The organism is Hydrogenophaga sp. SL48, from assembly GCF_021729865.1.
In the GTDB taxonomy this organism is placed as follows: domain Bacteria; phylum Pseudomonadota; class Gammaproteobacteria; order Burkholderiales; family Burkholderiaceae_C; genus Hydrogenophaga.
The window spans coordinates 1,297,608-1,310,754 of sequence record NZ_CP063400.1 but is presented as its reverse complement, the minus strand read 5'-3'; the positions used below and the strand labels follow the sequence as shown (position 1 = coordinate 1,310,754).

Below are 13,147 nucleotides of genomic sequence, written 5' to 3'. Positions count from 1 at the left end.
GCGGACGAAGTCCCCACAAGCTCCATGCAAGCGGGGCGCTTGACCGCTCTCGCGGCGAGCCTGGGCGGCAGCGCCAACGATCGTTTCAGGTCAGATGATTTTGGAGAAACGGGCGCGGTCCTGATCCACTTGAAGGTTCTTGTCAAACACCATCGCAATGGCGCGCACCAGATACCAGCCCGTGGCAGTGACCTGCACACCCGACTCGTCAATGCTCACCAGTCCCTGTTCGGCAAAGCTGGCCAAGACCTCAAGTTCTCGGGCAAAGTACTTTTTGCAATCTATGAGATGCCCCAGGTTGATGGGCTCGTACTGCAACTGGCCCTGACACATCAAGGACATGATGACCGACCTGCGCAACAGATCGTCGCGCGTGAGTGCCAAGCCGCGAACGATCGGCAACCGGCCCTGATCCAGAGCGTCGTAGTAATCCTCGATCGTCTTGGCGTTCTGGCTGTAGGTCGCACCGATGCGGCCGATGGCCGACACACCCAGGGCGATGAGATCGCAGTCGGGTTGTGTGCTGTAGCCCTGGAAATTGCGGTGCAGGCGGCCCTGCCGCTTGGCCACCGCCAAGGCATCGGTGGGCAGCGCGAAATGATCCATGCCCACATACACGTAGCCGGCCTCGCTCATGGCATCCAGCGAGGCCGAGAGCATGGACAGCTTGTCCCCGGGGCTGGGCAGTTCCGCCGCAATGATGCGGCGCTGCGGCTTGAACCGCGAAGGCAGGTGGGCGTAGGCGTAAAGCGCAATGCGGTCAGGGCGCAGCTGGTTGACCTGCGCCAGCGTGCGGGAGAACGATTCCGGCGTTTGCAGTGGCAGGCCGTAGATCAGGTCCACGTTCACCGATTCGAAGCCGATCTTGCGGGCGGTTTCCACCAGTTCAAACACCTGTTCGGCGGGCTGCACCCGGTGCACGGCTTTTTGCACCGCAGGATCGAAGTCCTGCACGCCAAAGCTCAGGCGATTGAACCCAAGGCGTGCGAGGGTCTGCAAACGCTGGCCGGTCACCGTGCGGGGATCCACCTCGATCGAATACTCCCCACCCGGCACCAGCGTGAAGTTGCGGCGGATCATCGCCATCAGGTCTTCGAGCTCGCCATCCGACAGGAAGGTGGGCGTCCCGCCACCAAGGTGCAGCTGGGACACGCTGTGGCCCTTGCCGAAGTGCTGCACCTGCAGGTCGACCTCACGCGAGAGGTAGCGCAAATATTCCTCCGCCCGCTCGTGGTGCTTGGTGATCACCTTGTTGCAGGCGCAGTAGTAACAAACCGATTCGCAAAACGGCACATGCACGTACAGGGACAGCGGCAAGGCCATCGAGCCCGCTCGCCGCTGCTCCAGGGCCTGGATGTAGTCGGCTTCGGTGAAGGCTTCCACAAACCGATCAGCCGTCGGATACGAGGTGTAGCGCGGTCCAGGGACATCGAACCGCTTGAGCAATTCGTCAGATATGGCGTGACTCACAGGCAATTCTCCAATGCAGAAGGAGAATGTGCCCCAGGCGCGTTCGAGCGCCCTTGATCAAGATCAAGGGCGCATGACAGCCAAGGGTTTCTGCTGACTGACGCCAGCGAAACGAATGGGTACATCGACATCAGCGACACCCATGCGTTAAGCTTCGGCCCAATTGCGGGATATTTATGGACATTCAAAGCATCAAAGTCGCCTGTTCCAGCTGCAATTTGCGGGAGCTGTGCTTGCCCATGGGCTTGAACCCCAACGAAATGGACAAGCTCGACAACGTCATTTCAGCCCGTCGGCGCGTCAAACGGGGCTCGGCCTTGTTCAACACCGGCGACAAGTTCACCTCCCTCTATGCCGTCCGTTCGGGTTTCTTCAAAACCTGTGTGACCACCGCCGACGGCCGGGACCAGGTCACCGGCTTCCAGATGACGGGCGAAATCATCGGCCTGGATGGCATCGTGAGCGACCGCCACTCGTGTGACGCCATCGCCCTGGAGGACGCCGAGGTCTGCATCATGCCGTTCGATCAGGTTGAAGAGCTTTCTCGGGAGTTCACCACCCTGCAGCACCATGTGCACAAGATCATGAGCCGCGAAATCGTGCGAGACCACAGCGTGATGCTGCTGCTGGGCAGCATGCGCGCCGAGGAACGCCTGGCGGCGTTCCTGCTCAACCTGGTGCAGCGCCTGCATGCCCGAGGCTTCTCGCAATCCGAGCTGGTGCTGCGCATGACGCGCGAAGAGATCGGCAGCTACCTGGGCATGAAGCTGGAAACGGTCAGCCGCACGTTCTCGAAGTTTGTCGAGGAAGGCATCATTGAAGTCAAGCAACGCTACGTGCACATCAAGGACACCGAAGCACTCAAGCTGATCGTGAATCCACAGACCTGCCGCTGATTTCAGCGTTCAAAAGAAAACCCCGCCGGACCGCTCCGGCGGGGTTTTCTTTTGGGCTTTTCGCCGTCAGCGACAGGAGCGGTTTTGTGCACAGCTTTCAGGCCGCGCGGCCTCGGGCACCGGGCATCGGTTGACCTCGAAGGGTGACATCGACAACAGGGTGGTCAGCGCGCTGGAGGCCATGGTGATTCCCCAGAACACAAAGAAGGCCAAGGTGTAGATGGCCTGCCGGGACAGCCCCAGCGGGTTGCCAAACCAATGCAAGTCACCGGGGTCCACCATCGCAAACACGATCATTTCCAGAACCGCTGCCACCAGAAAGGCTGGCCAGGCAATCCACATCCAGCGCTGTGACCACATGCTCTTGTCTCCTCGTAGGGGGTGAAAGTCAGTTCAAGAAGTCTTTGAGGTCGGCGGCTCGGCCTGCCCCTGTTATTTGGCCGCAGGCTCCGGCAGCGGTGAGGCCGCGTGGTTGCGCGCCTGCTGCGCGGGCTGCAAGGTTTCCAGCGCTTTGGCTTTGGCTTGTCCGTCCAGGGCATGAGCGGCTTTCAGGTCTCGCTCGAAATCGGCCTTGTTGAGCACAGGATCAGCGCCCTTGACGGCGATGATGGCCGTGGCAATGGCTGCAACCACCACCACGAGTGGTCCGCCCACCACCAGCCACATGTGAGGCACTTTCCACCAGGGGATGGGCAGCGAAGACTGGGCGGGAGCGGCGTTGTTGGGATTCATGTGGGTGTCGGAGTGGAAAGGTGGGTGTCACTTTACCGGGGGATCAGGAACGCGGCTTTTTCTTTCACCTGAGACACCTCATCCCCTGTCGAACGGACATCGAATTGGATGGGATGAGAACCGGTGGATGCCGCCCCCGGAGGCACCTGCACCCGAATGACGGCAGAACGCACTTCGGTGGGCAGCACCTCCACTTCGCTCTCGGAAGCGATGGTGATGCCAGGCAGACCGGTGACACCAATCACATAGCGCTGCGTGGACTCGGTGGCGTTCATGACCTGCAACCTGAACACGTTCTCGATGCGCCCTTGTTCCACCATGCGGGCCAGCGTGCCCCGGTCACGGATCACATCCACCTTGAGCGGGGTGCGCAGGTACAGACTCACCATCACGGCGGTCGTGATGGCCATCAGGATGCCCGTGTAGACAAGCACGCGCGGGCGCAGACCTCGACGGACCATCTGTGCCGTCGTCCAGCCATTGGCCATGCCGTTCTGCGTCGCGTACTTGACCAGTCCGCGGGGATAGCCCACCTTGTCCATCACCTCGTCACACACGTCAATGCAGGCGCCGCACCCGATGCATTCGTATTGAAGGCCCTTGCGGATGTCGATGCCGGTCGGGCACACCTGCACACACAGCGTGCAATCGACACAGGCGCCCAAGCCCAGCGCCTGGGGATCGGCTTTCTTGGAACGCGGTCCCCGCGGCTCACCCCGTTTCTCGTCGTAGGTGACGATCATCGTGTCCTTGTCGAACATCGCGCTCTGGAAGCGGGCATAGGGGCACATGTACTTGCACACCTGCTCGCGCATGAAGCCGGCGTTGCCATAGGTGGCAAAGCCATAGAAAAAGATCCAGAAGGTCTGCCAGGGCCCCAGAGAAGCGGCCAGGGAAACCACAGCCAGCTCGCGAATCGGCGTGAAGTACCCGACGAAGGTGAAGCCCGTCCAGAGCGAAAACAGAATCCACAACGCGTGCTTGAGCCACTTCTTGCCCAGCTTCTGAGCAGACAGCTCGGCTTTGTCCAGCCGCATGCGGGCGGATCGATCCCCTTCGACCTTCTTCTCGATCCAGAGGAACACCTCGGTGTACACCGTCTGGGGGCAGGCGTAGCCGCACCACAGGCGACCGGCCACGGCCGTGAAAAGGAACAGGGCCAGCGCCGAGATCACCAGCAACCCCGTCAGGTAGATGAAATCCTGCGGGTACAGCACCAGGCCAAAAATGTAAAAGCGGCGGGCTTCAAGGTCAAAGAGCACCGCCTGCCGCGCGTTCCACTCCAGCCACGGAAGGCCATAAAACACGATCTGGGTGATCCAGACGGTGAACCAACGCCACTTGGAGAACAGACCCGACACGGATCGGGGGTAGATCTTCTGCCGAGAGGCGTAAAGGGAGACCATCTCCTCATCTTCCGCGGCGCCGCCCTGGGGGTTGCCAGCAGAAACGGGAACCATGGGTTTGTTGGCGTCGGAAGAAGCGGTGCTCACAACATGCCTATATCAGTAAATAACACCAAAAGGGACCGCCTTTCGGCGACCCCTTCTCGATCAGGCGCGAATCACTTCGCGGGCTTGTTGGACATGCCCCAGACGTAGGAGGCCAGCACATTGATCTGGCTCTCGTTCAGCTTGCCGGCCTGGGCGGGCATCTGGTTGGTGAAGCCATTGTTCACGGCGCGCACGATGGCGTCTTCGCCCCAGCCGTGCAACCAGATGCCATCGGTCAGGTTGGGAGCACCCATGGCCTGGGTGCCTTTGCCGTCCTGCCCGTGGCAGGCCGCGCAGGCCGCAAACTTGCCCTTGCCTTGTGAGGCGCGCACCGCATCGTGCGGGCTGCCGGACAGGCTGAGCACGTAGTTGGCCACGTCGCGCACATCTTCAGCGGTGCCCACGGCGGCAGCCATGGGCGGCATCACGCCGATGCGACCGTTGGTGAGCGTGGTCTTGATCACGTCGGGCGAGCCGCCGTACAGCCAGTCGCCGTCGGCCAGGTTGGGGAAGCCCTTCGCGCCGCGTGCATCGGAACCATGGCACTGAGCGCAGTTGTTCATGAACAAGCGTTCGCCGATGGCCATCGCGGCGGCATCGCCGGCGAGTGCTTCGGGCTTCATGTCCTGGAACTTGGCGTAGATGGGCGCGATGGCCTTTTCGACTTTGGCCACTTCGGCGGCATGCTGGCCCTGTGACGTCCAGCCCAGAACGCCCTGGAATTTGCCAAAGGTCGGGTAGAGCACGCCATAGACCAGCGCGAACACCACCGTCAGGACGAACAGGTAGACCCACCACTTGGGCAGCGGGTTGTTCATCTCTTTCAGGTCACCGTCCCAGACGTGCCCGGTCGTGTTGTCGCCGTGTGTCGCGGCCTTGGTGGTGCCGCTGATCCAGAGCAGGACCAGGCAGGCAATGATGCTGACGAGTGTCAGACCGCCCACATAGAGATGCCAGAATTCACTTGTAAAGTCGCTCATGATGTTTCTCTTATTGGGTGCTGCGGGTTAGTCGTCGTGGAGGGGCAGCCGCGCCGCCTCTTCGAAACCGGCCTGGTTCCGTTTGGACCAGGCCCAGACCACGATGCCCACAAAGGTCAGCAGGCTGACCACCGTCACGATGCTGCGCAGGTCGTTGATGTCCATGATGGTGTCTCGCGTTATTGAATGCTGACTTCCACCCGGCGGGCTTCGGGGTTGGCACCACCGCCCTCGGTCGCGGTGGGCTTCAACAGTTCCACCTGAGCAGCGTCCACGCCCAGAGCCACGAGGGCGTCACGCACCGCAACAGCGCGCGTCTTGGCCAGCTCCTGGTTGGTGGCGAGGTCACCGGTCGAGTCATGAAAACCGCTCACCGTCAGCTTCTTGCCGTCTTTGGCGGCCTTGGCCGCGTCTGCCAGGGCATCCGCACCGCCTTGTGCCAGGTCGGCCTTGCCAGAAGCAAAGTAGAACTTGACCATGCCGTTGTCCACCACCACCCGAGCGTCGTCACCAGCGGCGGGGGCTGCAGCGACCACGGGTGCGGTGGCCGCAGCGGGTGGCGTGGCGGCCGCGACGGGTGCCGCCGTGCGGGCGGTTCCGAGCACCTGCAGGTACGCGATCACCGCTTCCATCTGCGTCTTGCCCTTGGTGTCTTCCACCGACTTGGCGATCTCTTCGTCCGAGTAAGGTGCACCCAGCGTGCGCAGCACCTGCATGCGCTTGGGCATGGACTCTGCGTCCACCGTCTTCTCGCTCAGGAACGGATAGGCCGGCATGTTGGACTCGGGCACCAGATCACGCGGATTGTTCAGGTGGATGCGGTGCCATTCGTCGCTGTAGCGACCTCCCACGCGATGCAGATCGGGACCCGTGCGCTTGGAACCCCACTGGAACGGGCGGTCGTACACAAACTCGCCCGCCACGGAGTACGGGCCATAACGCAGCGTCTCGGCCTGGAAGGGACGGATCATCTGCGAGTGGCAGTTGTAGCAACCCTCACTCACATAGACATCGCGACCCGCCAGTTGCAGCGCGGTGTAGGGCTTGAGGCCCTCGATCGGCTGGGTGGTGGATTTCTGGAAAAACAGAGGAACGATTTCGACCAGACCACCGACCGCCACCACCAGCGTGATCAAGACGATCATCAGGAAGTTGTTGGTCTCGATCTTGGCGTGGCCGACGGGAGTTTCGTGTGAAGACATGTTGTTTTACTCCTCAGGCATGAGCCGGGTTGACGGCGAGCACGGGCACATCCTGCACCCTGCCCTGGCGGGTCGTCATGATCACGTTCCACAGCATGATGACCATGCCGCCCAGGTACAGCAGACCACCGAGCAGGCGGATGACATAGAAGGGGAAGGTGGCCTTGACCGATTCAACGAAGGTGTAGGTCAGGCTGCCGTCCGGGTTGACCGAGCGCCACATCAGGCCCTGCATCACACCGGCGATCCACATCGCTGCGATGTACAGCACGATGCCGATGGTGGCCACCCAGAAATGGACTTCAATCGCAGGCACCGAGTACATCTTCTTCTGGCCGTACAGGCGTGGAATCAGGTAATACAGCGACCCCATGGACACCAGTCCCACCCAGCCCAGAGCGCCAGAGTGCACGTGGCCCACGGTCCAGTCGGTGTAGTGCGACAGGGCGTTGACGGTCTTGATGGACATCATCGGACCTTCGAAGGTGGACATGCCGTAGAACGACAGGGACACGATCAGGAAGCGCAGGATGGGGTCGTCACGCAGTTTGTGCCAGGCACCCGAGAGGGTCATGATGCCGTTGATCATGCCGCCCCAGCTGGGGGCCAGCAGGATCAGGGAGAACACCATGCCAACCGATTGCGTCCAGTCGGGCAGCGCGGTGTAGTGCAGGTGGTGGGGACCCGCCCACATGTAAGTGAAAATCAGCGCCCAGAAGTGGACGATGGACAGGCGGTAGGAGTAGACCGGGCGCTCGGCCTGCTTGGGGATGAAGTAATACATCATGCCCAGGAAGGCCGCCGTCAGGAAGAAGCCCACGGCGTTGTGGCCGTACCACCACTGGATCATGGCGTCCTGCACACCGGCATAGGCCGAATAAGAGTGCGTGGCGCTGGTCGGGATGGCCAGGTTGTTGAAGATGTGCAGCAGGGCAATGGTGATGATGTAGGCACCAAAGAACCAGTTGGCCACGTAGATGTGTTTGACCTTGCGGGTGCCGACCGTGCCGAAGAACACGATCGCATACGACACCCAGACCACGGTGATCAGCAGGTCGATCGGCCAGATCAGTTCAGCGTACTCTTTGCTCTGGGTCAGCCCCATCGGCAAGGTGATGACCGCCGAAACAATCACCGCGTTCCAGCCCCAGAAGGTGAGCCAGGCGAGCTTGTTGGAAAACAGGTTGGTGTGGCAGGTTCGCTGCACCACGTAGTAGCTGGTCGCAAACAGGACCGACCCACCGAACGCAAAAATCACCGCGTTGGTGTGCAAGGGGCGAAGACGGCCGTAGGTCAGCCATTCAATACCCATGTTGAGCTCGGGCCAGGTCAACTGGGCCGCGATGATCACCCCCACCAGCATGCCAACCACGCCGTAGATCACGGACATGATGGCAAACCCGCGGACCACACTGTCGTTATAGACCGCCGGCTGGCTGGTCTTTGATGTCACGGACATACACAACTCCTCATTAATGTCACCGGGCAAGTGTCCACATGTAACCTCATAGGTGCCTTGACTTAAGTCAATCGCCCCTCAGAACACGCTCGCCTTCACGATCGATGTTGTCAAACTGGCCTGCGTTGAGCGCCCACCAGAAGATGCCGATGATGATGAAAACCAGCACCACCGACACGGGAATCAGCAAATACAAAACGTCCACAGGAAGTACCTCTAAAAAATATGGTGGACCCCACCTCGGTCAGGAGGAAGCGGCCATCGCGTCCGGTGAACGGGGGGCGGACACAGGCCCCATCTCGCGGGTCAGTCGCAGTGCATTGGCGATCACCAGCAACGAACTGGCCGCCATGCCCAGGCCCGCCAGCCAAGGGGGCATCCAGCCCACCAGCGCCAGCGGCACGCTGACCAGGTTGTAGATGGCCGCCCAGGCGAGGTTCTGCCGCACGATGCGCATGGTGGAGCGCGCCTGCCTGAGCGTCAACACCACGTCCATGACCTTGCCCCCTTGAATGACATAGTCCGACTGTGCCTGCGCCAGCGGTGCGGCATGGCCCAGCGCGAACGAGGTATCGGCCCTGGCGAGCACCGGGCCGTCGTTCAGACCGTCACCCACCATCGCCAGACGGACACCCCGTGCCTGCAAGGCCACCACCTCGGCCAGCTTCTGCTCGGGTGACGCGCCGGCGATCACATGTTCCACACCCACGGCCTGAGCCACCTCCCGAGCCGCGCTCTCGCGGTCACCGGACAACAGCCAAGTGGCCAGGCCCATGCTGCGCAGCGCAGCCACCGCAGCCTGCGCGTCGTCCCTCAGCCCCTCGTGCAGATCGAAACTCGCCAACCAGCCTTGGTCATCGGCCAGGTGAACCCGCGAACCACCCTTCTCGTCCTGTGGTCCGCGCTGGGCCTGCAGCCCGCAAAAGACGGCCGATCCGAGCCGCGCTTCGCCGCCGTTGTCCAAACGGCCCTGCATGCCCTGCCCTGCCGCTTCTGTCACCTCGACCGGTGCGGATCGTGCCGGCGACAGCCCCGCCGCGCGAGCCGCCTCGACCAGCGCCCGCGATACCGGGTGCAGCGACCCTGCCGCCAGAGCGGCCGCCAGTGCCAGGGCCTGGTCGCGATCCACGCCGTCCCGCAGGGTCATGCCGCGGAGCACCAGGCGGTCGTGCGTCAGGGTCCCTGTCTTGTCGAACACCACAGCGTTGATCCCCGCCAGGTTCTCGAACGCCTGCAGGCGCCGCACCAGAATGCCGCGCCGCGCCAGCGCACCGGCCGCGCTCAGCATCGCCGCCGGCGTGGCCAGCGACAACGCGCAGGGACATGTCACGATCAACACCGCCACCGCGACCGCCAGGGCCTTGGTGTGATCGATCTGCCACCAGTACCAGAAGGCCAGGGCCGCCGCCGCCAGCACCAGCGCGAGGAACGGCGCGGCGATGCGGTCGGCCAGGACGGCCAGCCGGGGCTTTTCGGTCGAGGCTTTTTCCATCAGTGCCACGATCTGCGCAAACCGCGTGTCACGGCCCAGACGGATCACCCTCAGCAAGACAGGCCCGCCCAGATTGAAACTGCCGGCCACCACCGCGTCGCCCGCGTGGCGGGTCACAGGGCGGGATTCGCCCGTGAGCAGGGCTTCATCGACCGTGGCCGACGCGCTCAACAAGTCACCGTCGCCCGGAAAGGCCTGTCCGGCCTGCACGCGGACCACGTCGCCGACCACCAGCCGGCGCACCGACACGGTCTCAAACGCATCCTCGCCCTTCTGCCGGTCGCAGACTTCGGGCAGGCGGTTCATCAGCGCATCCAGCGCACCCGCAGTGCGGTCGCGGGCCTTGAGCTCCAAGTAGCGGCCACCCAGCAGGAAAAACACGAACATCGTGAGCGAGTCGAACCAGACCTCCTGTCCCCAAGGGCCGGTCGGGTCGAAGGTGGCCGCGGAACTCGCCAGAAAGGCCACGAGGATGCCGATGGACACCGGCGTGTCCATGCCCACGCGACCGAGCCGCAGATCGCGCCACGCGCCCCTGAAAAACGGGCCGCTGGCGAAAAACACCACCGGGACACTCAGGATCCAGCTGGCCCAGCGCAGCAGCTGGTCGATGTCGGCCGGGATCTCGCCCGGCACCGTCACATAGGCCGGGAACGCGTACATCATGACCTGCATGGCACAGAAGCCGGCCACGAACAGGCGCCACAGTGCCTGCCGGGTTTCCTTCAGCCGCTCGCTGATGGACAGGGCCTGCTGCAACGGCAGCAAGCGGTACCCGGTTTGCCCCACGACCTGTGCCAGGCTGGAGATGCGGGTCAGCGAAGGGTCCCAGCGCAAGGTGAGGCGCCGTGTGGCGGCGTGCACCTGGGCGAACTGCACACCAGGCAGGTCCTGCAAGGCGCACTCCACCGTGTCGGCACAGGCGGCGCAGTACATGCCCTGCACCATCAGCACCGATTCAGCGACCCGCCGACCGTCGGTTTCTGAAAATTCGGTGAACTCCTGTTGCTCCACCGGGTCGTCGAGCACCAGGAAATCGTCGGTCACCGTCAGCGGGCCCCGGTGGGCCCCGAACAGGTCGGACACCGATCCCGCCCCACCCACTCCAACAGGCCCAGGCTGGGAGCGCGCAAACAATGACCCCGCCGGGGGCGCGGTGACGGCCTCGTTCATGCCGCGAGGGTAATTCAGGTCAGGTTCCATGGGATTGATATAAGTCAACCACCCAAGGGCGGTCATTGCGTAGCCTAATGCTTCTTCAACAACAACCCACAGGAGAAGACATGTACAAGCGCATTCTGGTGGCCACCGACGGCTCCAAACTCTCCAACATGGCGGTCGACCACGCCATTGCCTTGGCCGACATCACCGGCGCCGAAGTGATCGCGCTGAAAGTGGTTCCCCGTTACCCGCAGACCTACTTTGAAGGCGGTGTCGCCCTGGCGGCGGCCGAAGTGGCCCGCATCGAGAAGCAATGGAACGACGACGCCATGGAGGCCGTCAACGCGGTGAAGGCCGCAGGCCAGAAGGTGGAAGTGAAGGTCAAGCCGGTGACGGTGAAGTCCGATCTGATCGCAGAAGCCATCATTGCCGCAGCCAAGCGCAACAAGGTGGACCTGATCGTGATGGCTTCGCACGGCCGCAAGGGCATCAAGCGCCTGCTGCTGGGCAGCGAGACGCAGCAGGTGCTGACGCACTCGCACATCCCAGTACTTGTGTTGAGGTAAACCTCAACACAAGCCCCCCGCGCCGCCTTCGGCGTCACCCCCCAGGGGGCAACGCGAGCGGCGCGGCGGAGCCGGTTCCGCCGCGTTCTTGGTTTTATTCACGCGCGCCGGAAGCTTGTCCGTTGCGCGTTTTTTCAAGCAAACTCGCTCTTGTACTGCTCGCGCAGCAGGTTCTTCTGCACCTTGCCCATGGTGTTGCGGGGCAGTTCGCTCACCACCCAGCAGCGTTTGGGGATCTTGAAATTGGCGAGCTGAGACTTGAGGTTGGCAATCACCTGGTCCGGGTCCACGGCGGCGCCGGGTTTGGGGATGATCACCGCGACGCCGACCTCGCCGAAGTCCGGGTGCGGCACCCCCACCAGCGCGCTCTCGGCCACGCCGGGCATGTCGTTGATGTAGCCCTCGATCTCGGCCGGGTAGACGTTGTAGCCCCCGGAAATGATCAGATCTTTGCTGCGACCAACGATGACGACGTAGCCCCTCTCGTCCACACACCCCACGTCACCGGTCTTGAAGAAACCGTCGGCCGTGAACTCCTCGGCGGTTTTCTCCGGCATGCGCCAGTAGCCCTTGAAGACATTGGGTCCGCGCACCTGGATGCCACCGATCTCGCCCCGGGGGACGGGTTGACCCCCTTCGCCCATCACCCTCAGCTCAACGCCCGGCAGAGGGAAACCCACCGTTCCCCCACGCCGCTCGGTCTGCCCCGGGTACCGCGGATCTTCGCCACAGGGGTTGGAGGTGAGCATGACGGTCTCGCTCATGCCGTAGCGCTCGAGAATGGTGTGGCCGGTGCGGCCCTGCCACGCGGTGAAGGTCTCGATCAGCAACGGTGCAGAGCCCGAGATGAACAGTCGCATGTGACGGGCCTGCGCCGGCGTGAGCGTGGGCTCGGTCAGCATGCGCACGTACAGCGTGGGCACGCCCATGAACACGGTGGCCTCCGAGAACTTCGCAATCGCCCGCTTCGGGTCGAACTTCGAAAACCAGATCATCTTGCTGCCGTTGATCAACGCGCCGTGGATGGCCACGAACAGGCCATGCACGTGGAAGATCGGCAGCGCGTGGATCAATACATCATCGGGTTGCCAGCCCCAGTAGTCGCGCAGCACCAGCGCGTTGCTGAGCATGTTGCCATGCGTGAGCATGGCCCCCTTGCTGCGGCCGGTGGTGCCGCTGGTGTACAGGATGGCAGCGAGGTCGTCACCGTCCCTGACGGCGGGAATGTGGCGGTCGCCCATGTGGGCCGCGCGGTCGAGCAGGCTACCGCTTCGGTCGTCACCCAGCGTGAACACATGCTTCGTGCCGGCGTTGAACGCGATCTTGCTGACCCAGCCGTGGTTCTTCGGGCTGCACACCACCACCGCCGGTTCGGCGTTGCCGACGAAGTACTCGATCTCGGCGCTCTGGTACGCGGTGTTGAGCGGCAAGAAGACATGGCCCGCGCGCAGCGTGGCCAGGTACAGCACCATGGCCTCCACCGATTTCTCCACCTGAACCGCGATCCGCGAGTTCGCCGGCAGATCCAGCGAGTCGATCAGGTTGGCCACCATCGCGGTGGCGCAGTCGAGGTCGCGCCAGGAATAGATCAACCCGTCGTCGGTTTCAACGGCGGTGCGGTCAAGGTCGTCGGGGAAGGCATCGCGCAGCGCGACGAACAGGTTGTGGTTGCTCATATGGGTGGCCCGGAAAAATC

General features: G+C 62.9%; 13 protein-coding genes and 1 pseudogene. 2 read left to right on the top strand and 12 right to left on the bottom strand.

Features of this window, described 5'->3' with window-relative positions:
- Positions 1-90 precede the first annotated feature (90 nt).
- Positions 91-1,470, bottom strand: coding sequence for an oxygen-independent coproporphyrinogen III oxidase (hemN, locus tag IM738_RS06285; protein ID WP_236965034.1), 1,380 nt, complete (start codon positions 1,468-1,470; stop codon positions 91-93).
- Positions 1,471-1,646: 176 nt separating this feature from the next.
- Here hemN and fnr point away from each other — a divergent pair, with 176 nt between their 5' ends.
- Complete coding sequence (gene fnr / locus IM738_RS06280; RefSeq protein ID WP_236965033.1) at positions 1,647-2,366, top strand: fumarate/nitrate reduction transcriptional regulator Fnr; 720 nt, start codon at positions 1,647-1,649, stop codon at positions 2,364-2,366.
- 66 nt (positions 2,367-2,432) lie between these two features.
- On the opposite strand, the gene IM738_RS06275 is transcribed toward fnr, so the two are convergent.
- From IM738_RS06275 to IM738_RS06230, 10 genes and pseudogenes are all read right to left on the bottom strand, one after another.
- A complete protein-coding gene (locus IM738_RS06275) occupies positions 2,433-2,726 on the bottom strand; it encodes a hypothetical protein (protein ID WP_236965032.1) in 294 nt (97 codons plus the stop codon).
- A 72-nt stretch (positions 2,727-2,798) separates the two neighbouring features.
- Positions 2,799-3,098 (bottom strand): nitrogen fixation protein FixH, encoded by a 300-nt coding sequence (locus tag IM738_RS06270; RefSeq protein WP_236965031.1) that lies wholly within the window; start codon positions 3,096-3,098, stop codon positions 2,799-2,801.
- A 32-nt stretch (positions 3,099-3,130) separates the two neighbouring features.
- Positions 3,131-4,558 (bottom strand): cytochrome c oxidase accessory protein CcoG, encoded by a 1,428-nt coding sequence (ccoG, locus tag IM738_RS06265; RefSeq protein WP_236965030.1) that lies wholly within the window; start codon positions 4,556-4,558, stop codon positions 3,131-3,133.
- A 104-nt stretch (positions 4,559-4,662) separates the two neighbouring features.
- Positions 4,663-5,571: a cytochrome-c oxidase, cbb3-type subunit III gene (ccoP, locus tag IM738_RS06260; RefSeq protein WP_236965029.1), complete on the bottom strand. Its 909-nt coding sequence runs from the start codon at positions 5,569-5,571 to the stop codon at positions 4,663-4,665.
- A 27-nt stretch (positions 5,572-5,598) separates the two neighbouring features.
- Complete coding sequence (locus tag IM738_RS06255; RefSeq protein ID WP_236965028.1) at positions 5,599-5,736, bottom strand: cbb3-type cytochrome oxidase subunit 3; 138 nt, start codon at positions 5,734-5,736, stop codon at positions 5,599-5,601.
- A 14-nt stretch (positions 5,737-5,750) separates the two neighbouring features.
- Entirely contained in the window at positions 5,751-6,050 is a 300-nt protein-coding gene (locus tag IM738_RS06250; protein WP_236966257.1) for an OmpA family protein, read from the bottom strand.
- A 111-nt stretch (positions 6,051-6,161) separates the two neighbouring features.
- Positions 6,162-6,773: pseudogene (gene ccoO / locus IM738_RS06245) on the bottom strand (cytochrome-c oxidase, cbb3-type subunit II); the annotation flags it as partial.
- Positions 6,774-6,786: 13 nt separating this feature from the next.
- Positions 6,787-8,232: a cytochrome-c oxidase, cbb3-type subunit I gene (gene ccoN, locus IM738_RS06240; RefSeq protein WP_236965027.1), complete on the bottom strand. Its 1,446-nt coding sequence runs from the start codon at positions 8,230-8,232 to the stop codon at positions 6,787-6,789.
- A gap of 67 nt (positions 8,233-8,299) precedes the next feature.
- Entirely contained in the window at positions 8,300-8,422 is a 123-nt protein-coding gene (gene ccoS / locus IM738_RS06235) for a cbb3-type cytochrome oxidase assembly protein CcoS (RefSeq protein WP_422290279.1), read from the bottom strand.
- 54 nt (positions 8,423-8,476) lie between these two features.
- Positions 8,477-10,810: a heavy metal translocating P-type ATPase gene (locus IM738_RS06230; RefSeq protein ID WP_236965025.1), complete on the bottom strand. Its 2,334-nt coding sequence runs from the start codon at positions 10,808-10,810 to the stop codon at positions 8,477-8,479.
- 197 nt (positions 10,811-11,007) lie between these two features.
- On the opposite strand from IM738_RS06230, the gene IM738_RS06225 reads away from it, so the two are divergent.
- Positions 11,008-11,451 (top strand): universal stress protein, encoded by a 444-nt coding sequence (locus IM738_RS06225; RefSeq protein WP_236965024.1) that lies wholly within the window; start codon positions 11,008-11,010, stop codon positions 11,449-11,451.
- 134 nt (positions 11,452-11,585) lie between these two features.
- Here the strand turns inward: IM738_RS06225 and IM738_RS06220 are convergent, their stop codons facing one another.
- Positions 11,586-13,127: a malonate--CoA ligase gene (locus tag IM738_RS06220; protein ID WP_236965023.1), complete on the bottom strand. Its 1,542-nt coding sequence runs from the start codon at positions 13,125-13,127 to the stop codon at positions 11,586-11,588.
- Positions 13,128-13,147 lie beyond the last annotated feature (20 nt).

Bases quoted from the DNA above. Each gene is read 5' to 3' on its own strand.
- IM738_RS06270 (WP_236965031.1), bottom strand. From the start codon at position 3,098: ATGAATCCCAACAACGCCGCTCCCGCCCAGTCTTCGCTGCCCATCCCC.
- IM738_RS06255 (WP_236965028.1), bottom strand. From the start codon at position 5,736: ATGGACATCAACGACCTGCGCAGCATCGTGACGGTGGTCAGCCTGCTG.
- IM738_RS06225 (WP_236965024.1), top strand. From the start codon at position 11,008: ATGTACAAGCGCATTCTGGTGGCCACCGACGGCTCCAAACTCTCCAAC.
- ccoG (WP_236965030.1), bottom strand. From the start codon at position 4,558: ATGGTTCCCGTTTCTGCTGGCAACCCCCAGGGCGGCGCCGCGGAAGAT.
- IM738_RS06220 (WP_236965023.1), bottom strand. From the start codon at position 13,127: ATGAGCAACCACAACCTGTTCGTCGCGCTGCGCGATGCCTTCCCCGAC.
- IM738_RS06250 (WP_236966257.1), bottom strand. From the start codon at position 6,050: ATGGTCAAGTTCTACTTTGCTTCTGGCAAGGCCGACCTGGCACAAGGC.
- fnr (WP_236965033.1), top strand. From the start codon at position 1,647: ATGGACATTCAAAGCATCAAAGTCGCCTGTTCCAGCTGCAATTTGCGG.
- IM738_RS06275 (WP_236965032.1), bottom strand. From the start codon at position 2,726: ATGTGGTCACAGCGCTGGATGTGGATTGCCTGGCCAGCCTTTCTGGTG.
- ccoP (WP_236965029.1), bottom strand. From the start codon at position 5,571: ATGAGCGACTTTACAAGTGAATTCTGGCATCTCTATGTGGGCGGTCTG.
- ccoN (WP_236965027.1), bottom strand. From the start codon at position 8,232: ATGTCCGTGACATCAAAGACCAGCCAGCCGGCGGTCTATAACGACAGT.